22 protein-coding genes are annotated in these 22,667 nt (G+C 65.7%); 9 read left to right on the forward strand and 13 right to left on the reverse strand.

What is annotated here, in order from left to right; genetic code table 11:
- Window positions 1–4 precede the first annotated feature (4 nt).
- Window positions 5–1,330 carry an ATP-binding protein gene (locus tag XI09_RS15970; protein WP_271567669.1) on the reverse strand — a complete coding sequence of 442 codons (1,326 nt, stop codon included), beginning with the start codon at window positions 1,328–1,330 and terminating at the stop codon, window positions 5–7.
- 13 nt (window positions 1,331–1,343) lie between these two features.
- The gene (locus XI09_RS15975) at window positions 1,344–2,099 is read right to left on the reverse strand and encodes a response regulator (protein WP_271567670.1); all 756 of its coding nucleotides are present in this window, start codon (window positions 2,097–2,099) and stop codon (window positions 1,344–1,346) included.
- 180 nt (window positions 2,100–2,279) lie between these two features.
- On the opposite strand from XI09_RS15975, the gene XI09_RS15980 reads away from it, so the two are divergent.
- Together XI09_RS15980 and XI09_RS15985 are read left to right on the forward strand one after the other, a co-directional pair.
- Window positions 2,280–2,849 (forward strand): hypothetical protein, encoded by a 570-nt coding sequence (locus XI09_RS15980; protein ID WP_271567671.1) that lies wholly within the window; start codon window positions 2,280–2,282, stop codon window positions 2,847–2,849.
- Between the two features lie 218 nt (window positions 2,850–3,067).
- Window positions 3,068–3,592 carry a PRC-barrel domain-containing protein gene (locus XI09_RS15985; protein WP_271567672.1) on the forward strand — a complete coding sequence of 175 codons (525 nt, stop codon included), beginning with the start codon at window positions 3,068–3,070 and terminating at the stop codon, window positions 3,590–3,592.
- A gap of 102 nt (window positions 3,593–3,694) precedes the next feature.
- Here the strand turns inward: XI09_RS15985 and XI09_RS15990 are convergent, their stop codons facing one another.
- The 8 genes from XI09_RS15990 to XI09_RS16025 all read right to left on the reverse strand — a co-directional run bounded on the left by XI09_RS15990 (window position 3,695) and on the right by XI09_RS16025 (window position 13,314).
- Window positions 3,695–4,906 (reverse strand): ABC transporter substrate-binding protein, encoded by a 1,212-nt coding sequence (locus XI09_RS15990; RefSeq protein ID WP_271567673.1) that lies wholly within the window; start codon window positions 4,904–4,906, stop codon window positions 3,695–3,697.
- 269 nt (window positions 4,907–5,175) lie between these two features.
- On the reverse strand, window positions 5,176–6,006 hold the full coding sequence (locus XI09_RS15995) for an ABC transporter permease (protein WP_271567674.1): 831 nt from the start codon (window positions 6,004–6,006) through the stop codon (window positions 5,176–5,178).
- Window positions 6,003–7,265 carry an ABC transporter permease gene (locus XI09_RS16000; RefSeq protein ID WP_271567675.1) on the reverse strand — a complete coding sequence of 421 codons (1,263 nt, stop codon included), beginning with the start codon at window positions 7,263–7,265 and terminating at the stop codon, window positions 6,003–6,005. Before XI09_RS16000 ends, XI09_RS15995 begins: the two co-directional genes overlap by 4 nt.
- 76 nt (window positions 7,266–7,341) lie before the next feature.
- On the reverse strand, window positions 7,342–8,400 hold the full coding sequence (locus XI09_RS16005; protein WP_271567676.1) for an ABC transporter substrate-binding protein: 1,059 nt from the start codon (window positions 8,398–8,400) through the stop codon (window positions 7,342–7,344).
- A 65-nt stretch (window positions 8,401–8,465) separates the two neighbouring features.
- Window positions 8,466–9,590, reverse strand: coding sequence for an ABC transporter ATP-binding protein (locus XI09_RS16010; RefSeq protein WP_271567677.1), 1,125 nt, complete (start codon window positions 9,588–9,590; stop codon window positions 8,466–8,468).
- 135 nt (window positions 9,591–9,725) lie between these two features.
- Window positions 9,726–11,294: a DUF4403 family protein gene (locus XI09_RS16015; protein WP_271567678.1), complete on the reverse strand. Its 1,569-nt coding sequence runs from the start codon at window positions 11,292–11,294 to the stop codon at window positions 9,726–9,728.
- Between the two features lie 132 nt (window positions 11,295–11,426).
- Window positions 11,427–12,065 (reverse strand): Vgb family protein, encoded by a 639-nt coding sequence (locus XI09_RS16020; RefSeq protein WP_092186133.1) that lies wholly within the window; start codon window positions 12,063–12,065, stop codon window positions 11,427–11,429.
- A 28-nt stretch (window positions 12,066–12,093) separates the two neighbouring features.
- Entirely contained in the window at window positions 12,094–13,314 is a 1,221-nt protein-coding gene (locus tag XI09_RS16025) for a helix-turn-helix domain-containing protein (protein ID WP_271567679.1), read from the reverse strand.
- Window positions 13,315–13,458: 144 nt separating this feature from the next.
- Between XI09_RS16025 and XI09_RS16030 the strand changes: the two genes are divergently transcribed.
- Window positions 13,459–14,253 carry a DUF899 domain-containing protein gene (locus XI09_RS16030; RefSeq protein WP_271567680.1) on the forward strand — a complete coding sequence of 265 codons (795 nt, stop codon included), beginning with the start codon at window positions 13,459–13,461 and terminating at the stop codon, window positions 14,251–14,253.
- A complete protein-coding gene (locus tag XI09_RS16035) occupies window positions 14,250–14,522 on the forward strand; it encodes a hypothetical protein (protein ID WP_271567681.1) in 273 nt (90 codons plus the stop codon). Before XI09_RS16030 ends, XI09_RS16035 begins: the two co-directional genes overlap by 4 nt.
- Window positions 14,523–14,648: 126 nt before the next feature.
- On the opposite strand, the gene XI09_RS16040 is transcribed toward XI09_RS16035, so the two are convergent.
- On the reverse strand, window positions 14,649–15,068 hold the full coding sequence (locus XI09_RS16040) for a c-type cytochrome (protein WP_271567682.1): 420 nt from the start codon (window positions 15,066–15,068) through the stop codon (window positions 14,649–14,651).
- Between the two features lie 112 nt (window positions 15,069–15,180).
- Window positions 15,181–15,897 carry a L,D-transpeptidase gene (locus XI09_RS16045; protein ID WP_271567683.1) on the reverse strand — a complete coding sequence of 239 codons (717 nt, stop codon included), beginning with the start codon at window positions 15,895–15,897 and terminating at the stop codon, window positions 15,181–15,183.
- A 273-nt stretch (window positions 15,898–16,170) separates the two neighbouring features.
- Between XI09_RS16045 and XI09_RS16050 the strand changes: the two genes are divergently transcribed.
- The 3 genes from XI09_RS16050 (at window position 16,171) to XI09_RS16060 (ending at window position 18,840) form a co-directional block, all read left to right on the forward strand.
- Window positions 16,171–17,223 carry a glycosyltransferase family 4 protein gene (locus XI09_RS16050; protein WP_271567684.1) on the forward strand — a complete coding sequence of 351 codons (1,053 nt, stop codon included), beginning with the start codon at window positions 16,171–16,173 and terminating at the stop codon, window positions 17,221–17,223.
- Between the two features lie 32 nt (window positions 17,224–17,255).
- A complete protein-coding gene (locus XI09_RS16055; RefSeq protein ID WP_092185141.1) occupies window positions 17,256–17,945 on the forward strand; it encodes a class I SAM-dependent methyltransferase in 690 nt (229 codons plus the stop codon).
- 235 nt (window positions 17,946–18,180) lie between these two features.
- A complete protein-coding gene (locus XI09_RS16060) occupies window positions 18,181–18,840 on the forward strand; it encodes a hypothetical protein (RefSeq protein ID WP_271567685.1) in 660 nt (219 codons plus the stop codon).
- Window positions 18,841–19,037: 197 nt separating this feature from the next.
- Here the strand turns inward: XI09_RS16060 and XI09_RS16065 are convergent, their stop codons facing one another.
- The gene (locus tag XI09_RS16065) at window positions 19,038–20,702 is read right to left on the reverse strand and encodes an aminotransferase class III-fold pyridoxal phosphate-dependent enzyme (RefSeq protein ID WP_271567686.1); all 1,665 of its coding nucleotides are present in this window, start codon (window positions 20,700–20,702) and stop codon (window positions 19,038–19,040) included.
- 35 nt (window positions 20,703–20,737) lie between these two features.
- Here XI09_RS16065 and asd point away from each other — a divergent pair, with 35 nt between their 5' ends.
- On the forward strand, window positions 20,738–21,601 hold the full coding sequence (asd, locus tag XI09_RS16070) for an archaetidylserine decarboxylase (RefSeq protein WP_271567687.1): 864 nt from the start codon (window positions 20,738–20,740) through the stop codon (window positions 21,599–21,601).
- A 67-nt stretch (window positions 21,602–21,668) separates the two neighbouring features.
- Window positions 21,669–22,232, forward strand: a complete 564-nt coding sequence (locus tag XI09_RS16075; RefSeq protein ID WP_271567688.1) for an NUDIX hydrolase — start codon at window positions 21,669–21,671, stop codon at window positions 22,230–22,232.
- Window positions 22,233–22,667: the final 435 nt, after the last annotated feature.

A 22,667-nucleotide genomic window follows, 5' to 3' on the forward strand; every position in this document is an offset into this window, starting at 1 on the left:
CGATCTACGCCGCGAGCCGCGGCTCCTGCCAGACCGGCAACTCCATCCGCACGATCAGCCCGTGCGGCTCGCGGTCGTGCAGCGACAGCGTCCCGCCATGCGCGACCGCGATCGCGTGCGCGATCGACAGGCCGAGGCCGAAGCCGGTGGACTCGTCCATGGTGCGCGCATCGTCGCCGCGCGCGAACGGCTCCAGCATCTCCTGCTTGCGTGCATCGGAAATGCCGGGGCCGTCGTCCTCGACGTCGATGACGAGCGTGGTGCCCGATATGTCGAGGCGGATCGTGACCTCGGCGCCGAAGCGCACGGCGTTCTCGACGAGATTGGTGACGCCGCGATGCAGATCGTCGGGACGCGCGGCCGCGGTCGCCGAAGCGGGGCCGTCATAGTGCACGACATGGCCCATGTCGCCGAACTGGTCGGCAATGAGCTGGAGCGTGCTGGCGATGTCGACCAGCGTCACGGCCTCGATCTTGCGGTCGTTGCGCAGGAGCGACAGCACGGATTCCAGCATCGAGCGCATCTGGTCGAGATCCATCAGCATGCGCTTGCGGTTGACCTCGTCTTCGATGAACTCGGCGCGCAGGCGCAGCCGCGTGATCGGCGTGCGCAGATCGTGGCTGATCGCCGCCAGCATCCTGGTGCGATCCGACATCAGCCGCGCGATCCGCTCATGCATGCGGTTGAGCGCGCGCGCCACCGAGCGGATCTCCTCCGGGCCGCGCTCGGGCAGCGGATCAGCTTCGCCGTCCAGGCTGAAATTCTCCGCGGCTGCGGCGAAGGACGACAGCGGCGCGGCCAGCGCGCGCGCCGCCCACAGGCCGAGCACGGTGACGCAGATGAAGGTGGTCATCAGCGCCGTCAGCCACGGTGCGCCCCAGAACCACGGCCGCGGGCCGCCATCGACGCGGCCGGCGATCACGCTGCCGTCGGGCAATTCGACGCCAACGCGGTGCGCGGTGTCGTCGGCGGCGAGCTGCACCACCTTGTAGCCGCGCCCGAGATGACGGCGCATTCCGCGCAGGTGCTGGCTGTCGCTCTCCGCGACAATGGCCGCCGTGCCGGGCGCGTGCATCTCGATGCCGAGCTTGGGGAAGGCGCGCGCGAGGTCGGCGACGAGGCGCGGGCGCTCGCCGGCCTCGGCCGAGCCGAGCAGCAGCGCGGCATCGGTCAATTGATGGGCGCCGTCCGGCGGCGTGTCCGGGCGATCCGGCCGGCTGATCAGGAAGGCGGCGGTGACGACGAGATGGAACGCGACGGTGGAAGCCAGCACCAGCGCGGCGATCTGCCCGCCGATACCCTTGAGGTGGAAGAACCCGAACGGCTTCATCGTCGGCGCCCCCTCAGTTGCCCAGGGAGGCCGCGACCGCTTCAGTGCTTGCTGCTTCAGTTCTCGGCGTGAACAGATAGCCGCCGGAGCGCACCGTCTTGATGATGGTCGGATCCTGCGGATTGGGCTCGATCTTGCGGCGGATGCGGCTGACCAGCACGTCGATGGAGCGTTCGAACGAGCCGGTGTTGCGGCCCTGCGTGAGGTCGAGCAGGCTGTCGCGCGACAGCACGCGGCCGGGCCGCTCGCAGAACGTCCTGAGCAGATCGAACTCGGCGCTGGTCACCGCGACGCGCGCGCCTTCCGGATTGCGCAGCTCGCGCAGGCGCAGGTCGATGCGCCAGCCCTCGAAGGCGAGCGTGCTCGCGCCTTCGATCGAGCTCGCCGCCTGGGCTGCGGCCTGGCGGCGCAACACCGCGTTGATGCGGGCGAGCAGTTCGCGCGGGTTGAAGGGCTTTGGCAGATAGTCGTCCGCGCCCATCTCGAGGCCGACGATGCGGTCGACGTCCTCGCCGCGCGCGGTCAGCATGATGATCGGCGTCTGCGCCTCCGAGCGCACCTTGCGGCAGAGGCTCAGGCCGTCCTCGCCCGGCAGCATGACGTCGAGGATGATGAGGTCCACGCGATGATCGGTCATGGCGCGCGACATCTCGCGGCCATCGCTCACGGCGGTGACGTTGCAGGCGTTGTTGCGCAGGTACTTCGCAATCAACGTCCGCGTTTCGCGGTCGTCCTCGACGACCAGGATGTTGGGATTGGGAATGGCCATGCGCTTTGTTTGTCCAAGATTCGGGCCAAAAGGCGAAGATTTTTGTTTCAGATTGTTTCTGTTGGTCCCGTCGCAATACCGGGACACACCCGGGCAGTGGAGCGGCAAGGTCTCGTTAAGGCCGTTAACCATACCGTGGCGCGGTCAGACAAGAAACCCCGCAAAATCCACGGAGCCATCATGACCTCGATTTCGGCGGCCTCCGCCGGTACCTATCAGTCGCCGCTACAGCGGCTGCAGCAGGAATTGCAATCGGAAGTTTCCGCCGGCACGATCTCGTCGTCGGACCAGTCCGCGCTCTCGACCGCGCTGACCGACATCGACACGGCGCTCCAGCAGAGCCGCTCGAGCGACCAGTCGAGCGGCACGCGTCCCTCCAAGGACGACATGCAGTCGAAGATCGACGACCTCATCTCCAACGAGGTGTCGAACGGGACGCTGACCTCGGAGCAGGCCGAAGAGCTCAAGGGCGTGTATCAGTCCGCCTTCGCGAGCGGTCCCGGTGGCGCGGGCGGAGCCGGTGGTGCAGGCGGGCCGCCGCCCGGTCCGCCGCCGGACGACAGCTCCTCGGATTCGTCCTCCACCGACTCCACCAGCAGCACGTCGAGCGACTCGACGACGGCGGAGATTCTCCAGCAGTTCCTCCAGGCGCTTCAGCAGTCGCAATCGTCGGCGTCGTCGTACGGTGCCAACGGCAGCTCGTCCGGCAACTCGGACTTCTCCGCGCTCCTGATCGACTACAAGAGCTGACCTGAGCGACGCAGGTCGGCGCATTCCCCGCCACGCTCGTGCTTCTCCCAGGGCGCATGATCGTCGGCGGGGAACTGTGCATCCGGAACGTTCCTGCGCGAGGAACTTTCACCGCAACGCAGCGCCACGGTTATGCGACGAAATCGCCGCAGCTGAGGAACTGCACGTGATCGGCGCTGTTTTCTCCATACGAGTTTTTGCTGAAGGAGAGGACAACAATGTTGATGAAATCAATCGCCGCCGGCCTTGCCGGCACCGCGCTGCTCGCGACAGTTGCGTTTGCGCAATCACCGACCGCCACCACCGACAAGGCGCCGACCGCGGCTACCGCAACGACGACGATCACGACTGCGTCGGGCGAGTGGCGCGTCTCGAAGATGTCGGGATTGAAGATCTACAACGACGCCAACGAGAGCATCGGCTCGATCAATGATCTGCTGATGGACAAGAGCGGTAATGTGAAGATCGCCGTGATCGGCGTCGGCGGCTTCCTCGGCATGGGCGAGCATCTGGTCGCCGTGCCCTATGAGAAATTGAAGTTCGTCAACGAGGCCGTGGCTTACACCGGTGCCGCCACGAACCCGGGCGCCAAGCCGCCTACGACCACGGGCGCTGCGACCGGCACCGAGAAGACCGCACCGGCCACGGTCACGCCGTTGTCGAAGTGGTATCCGGACCACGTCGTGTTTAACGCGACCAAAGACGAGCTGAAGAACATGCCCGAGTTCAAGTACTCGGAGTGATGCGGCTCGCGTGACGACTTGAACGAAGCGCGCCCGGTTTTCACTGGGCGCGCTGTCGTGTCTTTTCGCCTCGCTCCGCTTGCGGGGAGAGGGAGAAGACGCTCAGTGCGTCACCAGCGGGCAGCCGCCCTTGTCGAGCGGGCGGAACGCCTCATCGCCGGGCACGGTGGCGATCAGCTTGTAGAGGTCCCACTCGCCCTTGGACTCCTCGGGCTTCTTGACCTCGAACAGATACATGTCGTGGACCATGCGGCCGTCGATGCGGATCTTGCCATTTTTGGCGAAGAAGTCGTTGACCGGCGTTGAGCGCATCTGTGCCATCACCTTCGGCGCCTCGTCGGTCTTGATGGCGTCGATCGCCTTCAGATAGTGCATGGTCGCCGAATAGAGACCGGCCTGGATCATGGTCGGCATGTGCCCGACCTTCTCGTTGAAGCGTCTCGAGAAGGCGCGCGTTTCCTCGTTCATGTCCCAGTAGAACGCGTCGGTGACGATCAGGCCCTGCGTCGCCTTGATGCCGAGCGAATGCGTGTCGGTGATCTCCTGCAGAAGCGCGATCATCTTCTGGCCGCCCTGCGTCAGGCCGAACTCGGCGGCCTGCTTCAGCGCATTGGTGGTGTCGCCGCCGGCGTTGGCCAGCGCGACCACCTTGGCCTTGGAGGCCTGGGCCTGGAGCAGGAAGGAGGAGAAGTCCGACGAGTTGAGCGGATGACGGACCTCGCCGAGCACCTTGCCGCCGCTCTCCTTGACCACGTTGGCGGCGTCGCGCTGGAGCGCCATGCCGAAGGCGTAGTCGGCTGTGACGAAGAACCAGCTGTCCTCGCCGCGCTTCACCATCGCCTTGCCGGCGACGTTCGACAGCGCATAGGTATCGTAGGTCCAGTGCACCGTGTTGGGCGAGCAGGCAACGCCGGTGATGTCGGACGATCCGCCGCCGGAATTGATGTTGATCCTGTTCTTCTCGCGCGTCAGCGCCGAGATCGGCAGCGCGACCGATGAGGTCGGCACGTCGAAGATCGCGTCGACCTTGTCGTTGTCGTACCAGTTGCGGGCGATGTTGACGCCGACGTCGGGCTTGTTCTGATGGTCCGCGGCGACCACCTGGACCGGCTTGCCCGCGACCTTGGCGCCGTAATCGGCGACCGCCATCTCGACGGCGGCGAGCGAGCCCTTGCCGGTCGCGTCCGCATAGAGGCTCGACATGTCCGTGAGCACGCCGATTTTGACGACGTCATCGGAAATCTGCGCCTGCGCGGCGCCGCATGTCGCAGCGAGCGCGAGACCGGCCGCGACGGCGGCGAAGAGTTTTTGCATGTTGTTTCTCCCTGTGTGTTGTTGTTCGGGCGTTGTTTGCAGGGACCGGTGTAGCGACAATCGGTGGTCGCAGTTAAGCCAAAGATGCGTGAGGAGGGTTGAGAAATAAGGAGGGGCCTCCGTCATTCCGGGGCGCGCCCCTCGGGCGCGAGCCCGGAATCCATTCATCCACCGTCGCTGCGGCGCGATGGATTCCGGGTTCGCGCTTCGCGCGCCCCGGAATGACGAGAAGTCTCTCTATCGGAAGTGTGACACCACCGTGCCGCCGGTCAGGCGCTGCTGCCCTTGAGCCGTTCGTTGCGTCGGCGCAGGCCTTCCAGGGTGGCGAGAAGGATGACCGATACGGTCGTCAGAACCACCGCCGCTGCCGTGATGGTCGGGCTGATGTTCTCGCGGATGCCGCTGAACATCTCGCGCGGCAGGGTGCGCTGCTCCGGCCCGGCCATGAACAGCACGATCACCACCTCATCGAAGCTGGTCGCGAAGGCGAACAGCGCACCTGAGGCCAGGCCGGGCAGGATCAGCGGCAGGATCACGCGGCGGAACGCATAGAGCGGCGAGGCGCCGAGCGAGGCGGCGGCGCGTGCCAGATTGGTGTCGAAGCTTTGCAGCGTCGCGCCGACCGTGATCACCACAAAGGGCGTCGCCAGCGCGGTGTGGGCCAGGATCAAGCCGAGATAGCTGCCGGTCAGTCCGATCGGTGCGAAGAAGAAATACAGGCCGACCGCGGTGATGACACCGGGCACGACGACCGGCGATAGCACGAAAGCCAGCACGAGCGGCTTGAACCGGCTCTTCCACTGCGCCAGCCCCAGCGCGGCCAGCGTACCAAGCACCATCGACAGCAGAGTCGAGGCGACGCCGATGATCATGCTGTTCTTCAGCGAATTCATCCAGCGCGGCGAACTGATGAAGTCGTCGTACCAGCGCAAGGAGAGGCCTGGCAGCGGATATGTGAGGTACGAGCCCGAGCTGAACGACAGCGGCATGATCGCAAGGATGGGCGCGATCAGGAAGATGAATACCAGCGTGGAGACAATGATGGTCGTGGTCCACGCGATGCGCTGGCTGCGCGTGCGGAGGGTGGAATTGTCGCTCAATTCTTCATTCCTCCCGTGACCTGCTGGCCCTGCACCAGCTTGCCGTAGACGAGAGCGAGCAGAATGGTGGCGAGCAGCAGCACCGCACCCAGTGCCGAAGCAAGGCCCCAGTTGGCCGTCTCGGTCGTGTAGAGCGCGATGAAGTAGCTGATCATCTGGTCGGCGGCGCCCCCGACGAGTGCCGGTGTGATGTAGTAGCCGAGTGCCAGGATGAAGACGAGCAGGCTTCCCGCGCCGATGCCGGGCAGCGTCTGGGGCAGGTAGATCCGCAGGAAGGCCGTGAGCGGTGGTGCACCGAGCGAGGCGGCGGCACGCATGTAAGCAGGCGAGATCGCCTTCATGCTACTGTACAGCGGCAGGATCATGAACGGCAGGAGAACGTGGGTCATGGCCACGCAGACACCGAAGCGATTGTAGATCAGGCGCAGCGGCTGGTCGATGATGCCAAGCCACAGAAGGCTGTCGTTCACGACGCCTTTGCTCTGCAACAGCACGATCCAGGCGCAGGTGCGGACCAGAAGCGACGTCCAGAACGGCAGCAGGACGAAGATCATCAGAAGGTTCGACCGGCCCGGCGGCAGTGTCGCCAGCAGGTACGCGACCGGGAAGCCGAGGATCAGGCAGAGTACCGTGACGCTGAGGCTGATGAGGAAGGTACGGGCGAAAACGTCGCGGTAGATGGCCTGATCCGGCGGGGCTGCGACGATCGCGCCGTCCGCGTTACGCGTCAGGTCGAGCGCCGCCAGAAGGTAGAAGCCGGTCACTGGGCCACCGGCGTCCTTGATCGTCGTCCAGGTGCTGCGTTCGCGCCAGGCCGGGTTGATCTTGCCCAGCGTCTCCTTGGCCGTGCCGGGCTCCGGCATCGCCTTCAGATTGCGTGCCGTGCTGGTCAGGATCGTGCGGAAGCCGTTCAGCGCGTAGTTGAGCCGCTTGGCCGCGATGGCGATGGTGCCGGAGGTGCGCGCCGCCAGGATGTCGCCTGCCAGCGCAGCAAAGGCCTTTTCGTCCGGCAGATCCTTGCCATCCCAATTGGCGAGAGCCGCGACTGTTTGCGGCAGAATCTGACGCACCTCCCTGTCATCGACCGCGCGCCACAGCATGCCCGCGATGGGCCCAGCGAAGGTGAAGAGCAGAAACAGCAGAAGCGGCAGAACCAGCGCCAACGCCTTGATCTGGCGCGTGCGCTCCGCCCGCTTCAGGCGGCGCTTGAGCGGCATCTCGGTCTTGGCATCGGCGCCGGTCAGGGACACTGCTGTCATAGGGTGATCATTTCAGGCAAGGGGCACCGCGAAGGGGCGCGCCCCTCCGCCTGTGCTGTACGGCCGTTCGGACGTGCTATTTCGCCGCCCATTTGTTGAAGCGCTCGGTCAAGCGGTCGATGTTCTCGAGCCAGAAGCCAACGTTGATCTCGACCGCGTTCTTGATGTTGTCAGGCGCGGTCGGCAGATCTTTCAGGACGGCCGGCTGGATCAGGGCGGCGGCGTCCTTGTTCGAGGTGCCGTAGGCGATGTTCTCCGACAGTTTCGACTGGTTCTCCGCCTTGCCCGCGAAGTCCAGGAACTTGTAGGCCGCGTCCTTGTTCGGGCTGCCCTTCAGGATGACCCAGCTGTCGAGGGTGAAGAGCGCGCCGTCCCACACCATGCCAAAATTCTTCTTCTCGTTCTTGTTCGCGGTGTCGATGCGGCCATTGTAGACCGAGGTCATCGCCACCTCGCCGGAGGCGAGCAATTGCGGCGGCTGCGCACCCGCCTTCCACCAGACGAGGTCGCCCTTGATGGTGTCGAGCTTCTTGAACGCGCGATCGACGCCCTCGTCGGTCGCCAGCACCTTGTAGACGTCCTTCGGCGGGACGCCGTCGGCCATGAGTGCGATCTCGAGCGTGGTCTTCGGGCCCTGACGCAGGGCGCGCTTGCCCGGAATCTTCTTGGTGTCGAAGAAGTCGGCCCAGCCCTTGGGCGCGTCCTTCAGCTTGTCCTTGTCGTAGCCGAGGACGAAATCATAGAGGATGGCGCCGACGCCGCAGGGATTGACCGACGGCGGGATATAGGCGGCCTCGCCGCCGATCCTGGAATAGTCGAGCTTCTCGAACAGGCCTTCCTCGCAGCCGACGGCCAGTTCGTCGCTCTCGACCTGGACGACGTCCCAGGTGGCGGCGCCACCCTGCACCTTGGCGCGCAACACGCCGACACCGCCGTCCCAGGACTCGTCGTTCATCGCAACGCCGGCTGCCTTCTTGAACGGCTCGAAATAGACCTTCTTCTGGGCATCCTGATACGCGCCGCCCCACGACACGACCGTGAGGTCACGCGCCTGCGCGACCGTCGCCAGCGCTGCGCTGGCGCTCAGTGCCGCGGCCAGGCCCAGGGCGATCTTGCCAATCTTGCGCTTCAGCATGGTCTTTGTTCCTTCTTCATGTGAGTTGCGTTGAAGTTGATCGATGCGGATCCGCTTGCGTTGGATCAGGCGGGATCGAGGGCCAGGCAGTCCTCGGGGCGGAAGGTGATGAACACGCTTTCGCCAGGCCTCAGGCTACCATGTCTCAGGCTGTCATGCGCTCCCGGCTGAAGCTTGACCATGAACTCCCCGTTGCCGGCGACATTGAGCACGGCCAGCGCGTGGTCGCCGAGATAGATGGTGTTCTGCACCCTGGCCGGCAGCCGGTTCGGTCCTTCGCTGGAGGTGCCATCCGGGACAATGGCGACCCGCTCCGGCCGCACCGATAGGGAGGTTGATGCGCCCGCGCCTGATACATTGACCGCCCGTGCGGTCACGGCGCCGCCACCGGCCAGCGCGACGCGGCAATATTCCCTTTCGACCGTCTCGACGGTGCCGGCCAGCACATTGTTCTCGCCGATGAAGTGAGCGACGAAGCTGTTCACCGGATGCTCGTACAGCGCGTCGGGCCTGTCGATCTGCTGCACGATGCCGTCGTTGAACACGGCGATGCGGTCCGACATGGTGAGCGCTTCACTCTGATCGTGGGTGACGTAGACGACGGTGATGCCCATCGTCTCGTGCAGTTGCTTGATCTCCAGTTGCATCTGCTCCCGCAGGCGCTTGTCGAGGGCGCCAAGGGGCTCGTCCATCAGCACGAGTTGCGGATTGAAAACCAGCGCGCGCGCCAGCGCCACGCGCTGCTGCTGACCGCCGGACAGCTGCCCGGGCCGCCGGTGCGCCAGGGTTTCCATCTTGATCATGCGCAACGCGGCCTTGACGCGCTCCTGCGCGTCCGCCTTGCTCGTCTTGCGAACGGATAGCGGGAAGGCGATATTTTCCGCAATCGTCAGGTGCGGAAACAAGGCATAGTTCTGGAACACCATGCCGATGTCGCGCTTATGGGGCGGCACGTTCTTGATAGGCCGGTCGGCGAGGTAGATCTCGCCATGGGTCGGAACCTCGAAGCCGGCCAGCATCATCAGCGTGGTCGTCTTGCCCGAGCCCGACGGGCCGAGCAGCGTGATGAACTCGCCCCTCCTGATGTCGAGATCGAGGTTCTTCACCACGAGGTGCTCGCCATCATAGGTTTTCTGAATGCCGGAGAAGCGCACCAGTGCCGGCGCAGACGTGACCATGCCGGCTTCCATCTTGTCCTCGCGTTATCAGCTACAGTGCTGCCAGGACCTCGTTCGAGGTTACGAGGAACAGCTTAGCACCCTCCGACGAGAATGCCAGCGTCGCAAGCGACGAAGGCGCGCGCGGACCCGGACAGTGAAGGCGCGCTACATCCCCGACAGCTTCGTCACATACACGTTGAGCGAGCCGCCGGCCTCGGCGACCACGCGCAGCGTCCTGGAATCGAAGGCAATGTCGGCGAGCGTCAGGCTGTCGATCTTCGCGTCGACCTTGAGGCCGTCCTCGCTCTTCTGGTAGTCGGCGATCGCGGCCGCGATCTTCTCGCGGGCGTTGGCGGCGATCGGCTTCAGGTCGAGCGTCGCCTTCTGCACCAGCGCCTGCTGCATCTGCGGCACCACCGCGCGCGCCGCCGCGCCGAGCAGCCCGAAGGCGGCCTCGGATTCCACCGCGAGCTGGATGTCGGCGAGCCGCAGCGTCTGCTGCGCCTGGTCGAGCATCGGCCGGCCCCAGATATGCACGGTCGCCTCGGCGCCGAGACCGAGCCAGCTCTTCTTCTCCTTCGCGCGCACCAGGAGCGAGATCAGCAGCCGGTCGCCGGACGGGACCACGTTGACGCTCTTCACGGTGACGTCGACCGGGCCCGAGCCGTCCTCGGGATAGGTGTGGCCGACCATCTGCGCCGCGATGAGCTTGTTGATCTCGGTGAAGGGTACGTCGATCGGCACGCCGATGTTCACGCCGGTGCCGGTCGGCGGCACGATCGAGATCTTGTCGGGGAACGGACATTCCGGCTTGGTCGGCGTCGAGGTCACGCGCGTCTCGAGCTCGAGGCCGAGCAGCAGCGTCACAGCCTGCGCGTCGACGCGCGGCTGCGCGGCGATGGCGCGGGTCGGCTTCATCTCGAGCCAGAGCGGCGGCAGTGCGGCGGAAGACCCCGAGCCTTGCAGCGGGATCGAGCGGCAGGCCTTGGCCCATTGCAGCTTCGCATTCTCCCGCAGCGAAGGATCGTTGCGGATGCGCTCGGAGACGACGTTGATCTGCTCGCCGACGTTCTTGTCGATCAGCGGCTTCACCTGCGCCGGCACGTTGACCTTGGCGCCGGCGACCGCAAGGTTGGTGTCACCGAGATTGACCTGGGCGCCGAGATTGGGCTCGAGATGCCAGTTCGCCGCGAGCTTCGGGCGTGAGGTGACGACCACGTTGCCCTTGATCTCGGCGCTGGCGTTCAAATTCTTGATGTTGACCGCGCCGATCCGTTTCGCTGCGTCACCGCCGAGCACGCTGCCCAGCGCGTCGCCGAGCGCGCCGGTGGCCTTCGACGACAGCGAGCCCGTCACGTTCAGCTTGCCGCTGAGCGGCGTCGAGATCGTCAGCACGTCCTTGTCGCCGACGGCTGCCATCGGACCGCGCACGGCGGACCAGCCGATGTCGGCATCCTGCAGGATCTGGGAGATCGGGTTGTCGGCCTTGCCGGCGAAATTGCGCGGCGCGGCCTTCTCGGCCTGCTCGCGGATCGCCGACACCGCGATGGCGACCGGCGCGACCACGATCGAGCTCTTCGAGACCGGCGGCAGCGGTGGGAGCTGCGCGACCGGGGGCGCCGAATTCGTCGCGCGTGGCGACAGCCAGTCCATCGCCTTCAGGCTGATGAAGAACGACGCCGCGAGCACCATGACCGCGATCAGGATAGTCTTGAAATTCAACGCCAGACGCATCGCACCCCCAGGCCGCCCGCGGGGATTCTACAGGGCGGGAGAGAAGGGCGCTAGAGCGCATCGATGGGGTGGAATTGGGGCGAATGTGTTAACGGCCGCGAACGCGCCGTTGCCGCACATTTAGGCCGTCATCTAGTCGCGCCTCGGACGGCGGACCGCTCTCACCTTGCCGGCGCTGCCGCCACCGCAGAACAAGCGATCGCCGCCATCGGACTCCAGGCCCGAGACCATCGTGCCCGCAGGCAGGTCGAGCTGCTCCAGCACCTTGCCCGTGTCAGGATCGATCCGCCTGATGTCGCTATCGTCGCCTTCCCAGGTGCCGTGCCAGAGCTCGCCGTCGACCCACGTCACCCCGGTCACGAAGCGCTTGCTCTCGATGGTACGGAGCACCGTCCCGGTCTCCGGATCGATCTGGTGGATCTTGCGCTCTCGATATTGACCGACCCACAGCGACCCCTCCGCCCAGGCGAGTCCGGAATCGCCACCGCCGCCGGGCGCCGGGATGGTGTTCACCACCTTGCCGGTCGCGGCGTCGATCTTCTGGATGCGGTCCTCGGCGATCTGGAACAGGTGCCGGCCGTCGAACGCCGTCCCGGCATGCGCGGCGACGTCGATCGAGCGTGCGATCTTGCCGCTGGCCGGATCGACCGCGTTCAGCCTGTCGCCGGATGCGAACCAGACATGCGTGCCGTCATAGGTGACGCCATGCACGGCCTCGACGCCCGGAAAGGGTCCGTACTCCCTGACGATCTCGGCGGCTGAACGTTTCATGTGCTTGATCCCTGTGAGCTGATCCACCTTACGTCTTCAGCAGCGGTCCGGGGAGTAACAAGCCTGTCGGGAAACCCGGGACGGGCGGGGTCATCCAGCGGCGCGCCCGTCCGTGTCCGAACGACTGCACCTTGTTCGATCGTGCGAGCTCCTCGAGCGCCCGTTGCACCGTCCGCGCGCTCGTCCCCAGCGCCAGCGCGAGCGCCGAGCTCGACCATGGCTCGCCGTCGGAGAGGAAGGCGAGGACGGCGGCGTGCTTTTCCTCGACGGGCCGGGCCAGCACGAGGACGTCGCGCGTCTTGCGCGGCGCCAGCACAAAACCCTGCTTCGTCGCGCTGATTTCGGCCAGCGGCTTGAGCTGGGTGCGAAGCCGCCCGATCTCGACGCGCAATCGCGCGCGATGCGATTCATCGGCGTGCTTGGCCCGGAACGCGCCTGATATCAGCATCTCTCGCGAGACATCCGCGGGCCATGCCTGCGCCAGAAGGCGGGCGAGCGCGAACAGCACCGGCCGCGTTCCGAGCGACACGACAGCGCCTTGCCTGCGCACGACATGATGGAAGGTGTCCACGACGAGCGCTGTCGACGTCGCCAGTCTTTCGACCTCTCCGAGCAACAAGGGGTGCTCGCTGCCGCGCGCGATCAGGCGCGCTGCGGGCGTGTCGAGGATGAGGTTCGCGCTGTCGACCTCGGCCGAAAGTGCCGGGATCCCTGCCAGCCGCGCTGCCCTGGCCGCGCGGTCGAGCGCGGTGCGCGCGGTTTCCGTCCTCAGCCGCCGTATCGCAATGCCCGCGACCACCAGTTCGCGCGCCACCTGAGACGCAGGCGGGAGCGATGCGGTGCTGACCTCGGCCAGTGTGCGCTCTGCCTCGTCGATGCGTCCGAGGAGGAGGAGACGGCGCGCCTCGATGTGGCCGGCATGGGCGGCATTGGCGAGATCGCCATGTTGTTCGAGCGTCGCCCGCGCGGCCGCGAGGGTCCTCGCCGGCCAGCTCAGGTCGCGCGAGACCAGCGCGATCTCGGCTTCCGCCACGACGCATCTTGCCCGCGCCACCGCCTCGCGCGGACCGAAGGCGCGCGCGGCGCTCCGCAGCAGCGTCTTCGCCTTTGCGAGATCGCCGAGCTGCGCCATCGCGATGCCGCGCAGCGCCAGCGACGGTGCATCGTTGCGCAATGCGACACGGTTCAGTGCGCCGAGCGGATCGCCGGCCTCGAGCGCACGCGCCGCGGCGGTGATCAGCGACTCCATGTCAATCCCGCCACACTTGTTACTCCCACCGCGCAACCGCTTGGTGCGAGAACTGGCTCACGACCGACGATGTGCGGTGAGACGCGCTTCGGTCTGCGCCGGTGAGGCGCAGGACGAACGCCCAAGCAAGAGGTTTGGAGAGCCATGACGACAGCCACTCAATCAGCCGAAACCGGACGGAACAACGGACAGCCCGCCATGCAAACACCGCCAGTGGTGTCGCCGCAGGACTGGGAGGCAGCCCGTCAGCAACTGCTCGTGAAGGAAAAGGCGCATACCCGTGCCCGCGACGCTCTGGCCGCCGAACGCCGGCGCATGCCGTGGATGGAAGTGGACAAAACCTACGCATTCGAGGCGCCTTCGGGCAAGGCCAGTCTGCTCGATCTGTTCCAGGGCCGGCGCCAGCTCATCCTCTACCGGGCCTTCTTCGAGCCCGGCGTGTTCGGCTGGCCCGACCATGCGTGCCGGGGCTGCTCCATGGTGGCCGACCAGGTCGCCCATGTCTCGCACCTGAACGCCCGCGACACCACTCTTGTCTTCGCCTCGCGCGCCCCCCAGGGCGATATCGCGCGGCTGAAGCAGCGGATGGGCTGGACCATCCCGTGGGTCACCATCACCGACAGTTTCGATGCCGACTTCGGCGTGGACGAATGGCACGGAACGAACGTGTTTTACCGTGACGGCAACCGCGTCTTCCGCACCTACTTGATCAAGAGCCGTGGCGACGAGCAGATGGGTGGCACCTGGAACTACCTCGACATCACGCCGCTTGGCCGCCAGGAAGTCTGGGAGGATTCGCCGGCGGGCTATCCGCAGACCCCGACCTACAAATGGTGGAACTGGAACGACAGCTACACGGAGGGTGCAGCGCCCGACAAGCGGTGGGTCGAGGTGTCGGACGCCGGAGAGATAGCGCTCCGCTCGGCGGGCGCGCAGTGACCGAGACCCATCCCGCCGGCGCCAGCCGTGACGGCACGGAGGCCGCATCTCACCTCGCCGGATGGCTGGGTCTTGCAGCCACCCCGACCTTCGCAGTCATGGCCGTGCTGACCGCCGTTCTCGGCGGCGGTCCGGCGGACATGCTCTGCTCCGCCGGACACGGGTTGTCGCTTGGCGGGATGGTTCCAATGTATCTGCTGATGAGTGCGTTTCACTCATCGGCGTGGCTGAGGCTGATCTCGGAGCGACGAGGTGGGGCGGTGAGGTGAGGGACTTTCGCCCGCGTGAACGCCTCGTCCTTCGAGACGCGCGCAAGAGCGCGCTCCTCAGAGCCTGACCGAAAAAGGTGAGCGGCTTTAGCGGGCCCACCAAAATGACGCGGTTCAGCAGGGCTGCTATCGGCTGCCCGCCGCCTGCAGATAGGCAACCACCTTGGCCGCTTCGTCCGCGGAGACGCCGCCATAGGGCTGCATCTTGTTGCCGGAGACGACTTCATCCGGCTTGACCATGAAGCGGGTGAGCTTGTCCTGGTCCCAGACGAAACCGGCTTCCTTCATCGATGGAGAGTAGTTGTAGTCGGGCAGCGAGCCCGCCTTCCGTCCGACGATCTTGCTGAGATTGGGGCCCAGGCGATTGTCGCCTTCCTTCACCGAGTGGCAGGTGCGACAGGAATTGTTGAACGCCTGCTGAGCTGTCTCGTCGTTCGCCGGCTGCTGGGCGAGCGAGGAGGGCGCGAACAGCAGCAGCGTCAATGCCCCGGCGCCGGCGATCGGGCGCAGCCATGGGCTTGGCGGCGTTTGCAGGCGGGATTGCATCTGCGCCTCCATCGGGGATCGCGCCGCAACAAGCGCGCATCGGGATGTCGAGGGCCAACGAAAACAGCCCCGGTGGGTTCCGGGGCCGTTTGCGTCACAATGTCCTGTCGCTTTAGCGCGTCGCGGCGCCGAGGTCCGCGCGGCGCTCCGACATCGGCAGCACGATTACCTTGGTGCCGACGTTGACGCGGGAGTAGAGGTCGGTGACGTCGTCGTTGGTCATGCGGATGCAGCCGGAGGAGACGTGCTTGCCGATGGTCTCGGGGGCGTTGGTGCCGTGGATGCGGTAGATGGTGCCGCCGAGATACATGGCGCGGGCCCCTAACGGGTTGCCGGGGCCGCCGGCCATGTGGCGCGGCAGATAGGGCTGGCGGGCGATCATCTCCGGTGGCGGGGTCCAATCCGGCCACTCGGCCTTCTTGGTCACCGACTGGATGCCGGACCAGGTGAAGCCGTCGCGGCCGACGCCGATGCCGTAGCGAACCGCCTGGCCGTTGCCCAGCACGTAATAGAGATAGGTGTTGGGCGTATCGATGATGATGGTGCCCGGCGCTTCGCGCGTCGCGTAGGAGACGGTCTGGCGGCGGAAGCGGGCCGGCATCTCGACCGCGTCCTGGTCCTCGGAGGGAGCTGCCTGGTAAGGCGTCGCCTGGTAGGGCTGATAGGGCTGGATCGGCTGCGGCGCGGCCATCGGGGGCAGCGGCTGGAAGAAGGGGAAGAGCTGCACCGGCGCGGCCTTGGCCGGACCTGCGAATGCGATCGCGGTGACAGCGACTGCGCCGAAAGCAACGGCGCGCGAATACGTCTTGAACGTGTCCAGATTGAACATGTGATCGCCCCTGTTTGCTCGGTGTCTTGTCCACCGCGGCACCATTGCGGTGCTCCGTTGCGTAGATCACTAACGGCAATAAGTTTCGGGACGTTTGCGCGGAAAACCGAAAACGGTTTCATCGCGGCAAGGATTGTTTCATGACAGTTTCGTGGCCGCCCGAGTCCGGTACCCAACAAAACAGCGGGCCGACACTTCTGTGACGTCACACGCCTGAAATATCCGTGGTTGATGGTCCTAAGCCGAGAATCATCAAACTCTCGGGATTTTCCCATGCGGGTATTAATCGCGACTGACGCCTGGCATCCGCAGGTTAACGGTGTAGTCCGGACGCTGACCTCGCTGGCGGGTGCCGCCAAGGCCCTCGATGTCGAGATCGACTTCCTCACGCCGGACGGCTTCCCGTCGTGGCCGCTGCCGACCTATCCGGGCCTGCGCATTGCGCTACCGAGCCGCAAGGAGATCGCGCGGCGGATCGAGAAGGCTGCGCCCGAAGCGCTGCACATCGCGACCGAAGGCCCGATCGGCTGGGCCGCGCGGGCCTATTGCCGCCGCAACCGGCTCGCCTTCACCACCTCCTACACCACGCGCTTTCCGGAATATGTCTCGGTGCGGACCGGCATCCCTGATGCGGTCGGCTATGCCGTGCTGCGCCACTTCCACGATGCCGCGGCCATGACCATGGTGGCGACGCCGTCGCTGCGGCAGGAGCTGTCCGAGCGCGGCTTCAAGCGGCTCGGCTTCTGGACGCGCGGCGTCGACACCGAGCTGTTCCACCCGGACGCTCCGGCCAAGCTCGATCTGCCGCGCCCGATCTTCATGACCATGGGCCGCGTGGCGGTGGAGAAGAATCTCGAAGCGTTCCTCGCGCTCGATCTGCCCGGCACCAAGGTCGTCGTCGGCGACGGCCCGCAGAAGGCCGCGCTCGAGAAGAAATATCCGGATGCGGTCTTCCTCGGTGAGAAGAAGGGCGCGGATCTGACCGCGCATCTCGCGGCTGCCGACGTCTTCGTGTTCCCGAGCCTGACCGACACCTTCGGCGTGGTGCAGCTAGAGGCGCTCGCCTGCGGCACGCCGGTTGCGGCGTTTCCGGTGACGGGACCCAAGGACGTCATCGCCGATCACCCGATTGGCGCGATCGACCACGATCTGCGCACCGCGTGCCTGCGCGCACTCACCATGTCGCGCGAGACCTGCCGCAACTTCGCGCTGGAGCGCTCCTGGGAGAACAGCGCGCGCCAGTTCGTCGGAAACCTCACCTCACTTCAGCCCAGCCGCATCCTGCGCGCCTCGCCGGTGATGGCGCGGCGGCCGGTGCGCGGTTGATCCTACTTTGACCCACAGCGAGAACCTCACCGATGGCTAAGATCATGAACCTTGACGGCACCCAGCAGCTCGACCTCACCCGCGGCACGGTCGAGCAGGCCTACGATCGCTGGGCGCCCGTCTACGATCTCGTGTTCGGCGGCGTGTTCGCCAAGGGCCGGCAGGCGGCGATCGCGGCCACCAACAAGATCGGCGGCCGCGTGCTCGAGGTCGGCGTCGGCACCGGCATCTCGCTGCCGCTCTACGCGCCGCACCTGCGCATCTTCGGCACCGACATTTCGGAAGCGATGCTCGACAAGGCGCGCCAGCGCGTCACCGAGGGCAAGCTGAAGAACGTCGAGGGCCTCGCGGTGATGGACGCCGAGAAGCTCGAATTCCCCGACAATTCCTTCGACGTCGTGATGGCGCAATATGTCGTCACCGCCGTGCCGAATCCGGAGAAGGCGCTGGACGAATTCGCCCGCGTGCTGCGCCCCGGCGGCGAGCTGATCATCCTGACCCGCGTCAGCGCCGACGCCGGCATGCGCCGTTTCATCGAGCAGAAGCTGCAGCCGGTGGTGCGTCCGCTCGGCTTCCGCACCGCCGAGTTCGCCTGGTCGCGCTATGCCAAGTGGCTGGCGGGTGCCAACGGCATCGAGCTCGCCGAGCGCCGGCTGATTCCGCCGCTTGGCCATTTCTCGCTGGTGCGCTTCCGCAAGGTCGACGTCGCCAAGGCGGCGTAACGGCCTCTCCTCATGGTGAGGAGGCGCGTAAGCGCCGTCTCGAACCATGAAGGCCCGGCTGATGCAGCTCGGCCTTCATCCTTCGAGACGCGCGTTCCGCGCTCCTCAGGATGAGGGGAGAGAGTAACAGTGCGTCATCGCGCCGCTGCACATCGTCACATGACAAAATGATGATGTCACACGGCGTACATCGAATCCCTGTAATCCCGTACCCGAAAGCATTTTGGGGGAGAGCATGATCAAGAATTATCTCGAGCAGCTGCGGATCCAGCGCTGGGACGACCATCGCTACTATCACCACAGCCGCATCAATCAGAGCCTGCACTTCATCAGCGCGCTGAGCTTCCTCTTCGCCTATGTCTGGCTGTTCATCGACCCCGTGATCTCCGCGCTGGTCGGCTGGCTGGTCTCGATGACCTCGCGCCAGGCCGGCCACTTCTTCTTCGAGCCGCACACTTACGACCACGTCAACCAGGCGACGCACGAGTACAAGGAAGAGATCAAGGTCGGCTACAACCTTCAGCGCAAGGTGGTGCTGATGGCGATCTGGGCGGCCTCGCCGCTGGTGCTGCTTGCCGATCCGACGCTGTTTGGCCTGTTCACGCCCTGGGCGAGCGCGACCGACTTCATGCGGCAGGTCGCCAAGATCTGGCTCGTGGTCGGCGGCGGCGGTCTTCTGTTCCGCACCGTGCACCTGTTCTTCATCCGCGACGTCGAGACCGGCCTCGTCTGGATGACCAAGATTCTGACCGACCCCTTCCACGATCTGATGCTCTATCGCAACGCGCCGCTCGCGCTGATGCGCGGCGAGCTGATGGACCCCGGCCTGCACCTCAACCCCGAGCACACGCTGGGCCTGATCTCCGAGCCCACGCTCGAAGAGCAGCACGCCTGAGCGCGCTGCGTACGCACAACACTCCGATGTCTGATGGTTGCGTCATGCCCGGGCTCGTCCCGGGCATCCACGTCTTGGGGGCTATCCATGTCGTCATTCCGGGGCGATGCGCAGCATCGAACCCGGAATCTCGAGATTCCGGGTTCGGTCCTGCGGACCGCCCCGGAATGACTGTGCATATGATCGAAGAACCGGCCTCAGCGTCCAAAACGCTTGGCGAGCATCTCTTTCAAGATCTGCCGCTTGATCTGCTTGTTGGTGAGCGCGCCGTCGTGCCACCAGAAGCCGTCGGCCTTCATCTTTTCGGCGGCGCGGACGAAGCGTTCGGCGACCTCGGTGAAATCGGCGTCGGTGTAGTTCAGGCTGAAGATCAGCCGTCCGGTGCCGACCCAGCTCAGCGCCAGGCCTTCGGCGCGCAGGTAATATTGCAGCATCCAGTTGTAGCGGGACGGGGTGGTGTATTTCACCGTCCAGATCGACGAGAAGTTGGCGAACCGCACCGGCAGGTCGGCGCCTTCCATCATCTCGTTGAGCTTTTGCGCGCGGCCGTTCCAGGTCGCCTCCAGCCCGTCATAGATGGCGCGGAAGTTCGGGCTGGCGAGCCGGCTCAGGAACTCGTCCATCGCCGTCATGACGTAGGGGTGCGAGTTGAAGGTGCCGCGGGCGAAGCAGATGTCGGCGGGACGATCGTCGCGGAAGCGGCGCATCAGCTCGCGTCTGCCGCAGACCACGCCGACCGGCAGGCCGCCGGCGAGGCTCTTGCCGTAGGTCACCATGTCGGCGCGCACACCGAAATATTCCTGGGCGCCGCCGGCGGCGAGGCGGAAGCCGACGAAGACCTCGTCGAAGATCAGCGCGATGCCGCGCTCGGTGCAGACCTCGCGCAGCTTCTTGAGCCATTCGGTATAGGCCGCGCGGTCGAAATTGCCGCCGCGGGAGGAATCGACCAGCGAGGAATCGCCGGGCGCGTTTCCGTTCGGATGCAGGCCCTGGAGCGGATTGACCAGCACGCAGGCGATGTCCTTGCGCGTGCGCAGCACGTGCAGCGTCTTCTCCGACATCTCGGCGAGGGTGTAGGTCTCGTGCGCGGTGATCGGATTGCCGACGCCCGGCTGCACGTCGCCCCACCAGCCGTGATAGGCGCCGGCGAAGCGGACGAGGTGCGTACGCCTGGTGTGGTAGCGCGCGAGCCGCACCGCCTGCATCACGGCCTCGGTGCCGGACATGTGGAAGGAGACCTCGTCGAGGCCGGAGATCTGGCACAGCCGGGTCACGTTATCGAGGATGACGTGGTGGTAGGGGCCGAGCACCGGTCCAAGCGCACGCGCCCGCTTCTCGGATCCCTCGATGCACTCCTTGTAGAAGTCGTTGCCGAAGATGTTGACGCCGTAGGACCCGGTGAGGTCGTAGGACGTGTTGCCGTCGACATCGGTGACGGTGACGCCGCGCGAGGACTCCATGAAGGTCGAGGTGCCCAGGTGCTCGCGGACGAGGCGCGAGAACTGGAACGGCACGCGGTAGGTTTCGGTGAAGTTCAGGTCGGAGATCTTTTCCGCCGCTTCCTTCGTCATCGCGCGCCCCTTGGGGTAGCGCTCGGCGTAGAGGCTTGCGAGGCGGAAGAAGCCGTCCTTGCGCCGGGCGGCGATATTCGCGGGCGCGCCGTCGCAAGAGAAGTAGTCGTCGTCTCCGAACTCGTAGAACGGGAGCAGCCGCGCCACACGGCGCGACATCTTGGAGTGCCCGGCGAGCGAGCGGTGCTTGGCGCGGGAGAGTTCGATCCGCGCCTTGAGCTTCGGGAAGGCGGCGGCAGCGGACGCTGCGGCGGCCACGGACATCGAGAGAATCGGGAGTGTCGTTTCCATGACAACAAGCGCTAATACTGCGAGCTGACAGATTCATGACAGTCAAAGCCCTCATCGCCTCTTTCACCCAGCAGGAAGACCTCAACTTCCTGTTGACCAACCGCATCCCCCGCGCCGCGCTGACCCGCTTCATGGGCTGGTTCTCCAAGATCGAGAATCCGTTTGTGCGGGACGTCTCGATCGCGCTGTGGAAGCTGTTCTCCGACCTCGACCTGTCGGAGGCGCGGAAAACGCATTTCAGGAGCCTGCACGACTGCTTCACCCGGGAGCTGAAGCCGGGCCTGCGTCCGTTCGACCCGGACCCTTCCATTGTCGCCAGCCCCTCCGACGGCATCGTCGGCGCGCATGGCCGGATCGCCGATACCGAGCTGTTCCAGGTCAAGGGCGCGCCCTATTCGCTGCTCGACCTGCTCGGCGATTCCGCACTGGTGGATCAGCACCGCAACGGCTCCTTCGTGACGCTGCGGCTGACGTCGAGCATGTACCACCGCTTCCACGCGCCCTATGACGCCCATATCGAGCGCGTGACGCTGATCCATGGCGATGTCTGGAACGTCAACCCGATCGCGTTGAAGCGGGTCGAGCGTCTGTTCTGCAAGAACGAGCGCGCGGTGATCCGGACGCATCTGTCCACCGGCGAGGCCGTGACGCTGGTGCCGGTCGCCGCGATCCTGGTCGCGAGCATCCGCCTGCATTTCCTCGACATGGTGCTGAACGCGCAGACGAAGGGCCCGGTCAATTTCCCCTGCGACGTCAACGTGAGCAAGGGCGAGGAGCTCGGCTGGTTCGAGCACGGCTCGACCATCATCATCCTCGCACCCGGCGATTTCAAATTCTGCGACGGCATCGCCGAGGGCACCCGCGTCCGCGCCGGTCAAGCGCTGCTCGGAAGAAAGTAGCCTTCAATCCGCCGTCCCCGCCGCCTATATGGTCGGCGGGGACGATTAGATCGACACGGATTTGGTGATGGCGCGGGCGCCGGTGATGGCGGCGGGAGGTATTGTGCTGCGGCGTGGCGCGCCGCCGCTGGTTGCAGTCGTGCGCCAGCGCAAGCGCAACGAATGGGTTTTGCCGAAGGGCAAGCTCGACGACGGCGAGACGCCGAAACAGGCCGCGCACCGCGAGGTGCTGGAAGAGACCGGTCACGAGGTCGCCATCCACGAATTCCTGGGCACGCTCGTCTATCAGTCGGGCGGTCGCTCCAAGGTCGTGCATTACTGGCGCATGGAGGCCGGGGGCGGTCCGGTCCGCAAGCTGATGAACGACATCAAGGCGGTCGACTGGCTGACGCTGGAGGATGCAATCGCACGCCTGTCGCGCGAATACGAGCGCGCCTTCCTGGTGCAGATCGGCCCGATCGCGATCGCCGCCGCCGGCCTTGCATCTCCGCCCGCACCCGAGCCGACGCCGGCGCGCGACGACGTCGATGCCGCCTTGCAGACGCTGACGCCCGCCGAGGCTGCGTCGGTCGACGAACTGCACCACGGCCTGTTGCAAAAAGTGAAGGCCTGGCTGCGCGGCGAGGCGTGAGTTCTCTTCACGCCGCTTTGCTTGCGAGTTTGGAAACATCCGCGAGCTCGTATAGCTGTGGGAGCGTCAGTTCCCTCCAAGTCGTCATTGCGAGCGAAGCGAAGCAATCCAGAGTCCCTCCGCGGAAAGATTCTGGATTGCTTCGCTGCGCTCGCAATGACGGAGGATGCAGGGAAGCGCCTCACTAGCGCTATCGTTGCGGAAGTCGTCGCCGCATTGACGCTGCACCTTCTCACGCAAGGGGAGAAGGAAGAAAGTCACCGCCGCTCTTTCTTCTCCTTCGGAGCGGGCGCCGGCTTGCGCGGCGCTGCGGGGCGCTGCGCGGCGGGGAGGCGCTGCTGGAATCCGCCCTGGCGCTGGATGCCGCCTGGCTGCTGGACTACGGGCGGCTGGCCCGGCTGCAATCCGGTGCGCGGCGTTTGCGGCTGCGGTGTC

This window comes from Bradyrhizobium sp. CCBAU 11386 (assembly GCF_028128955.1).
In the GTDB taxonomy this organism is placed as follows: Bacteria; Pseudomonadota; Alphaproteobacteria; order Rhizobiales; family Xanthobacteraceae; genus Bradyrhizobium.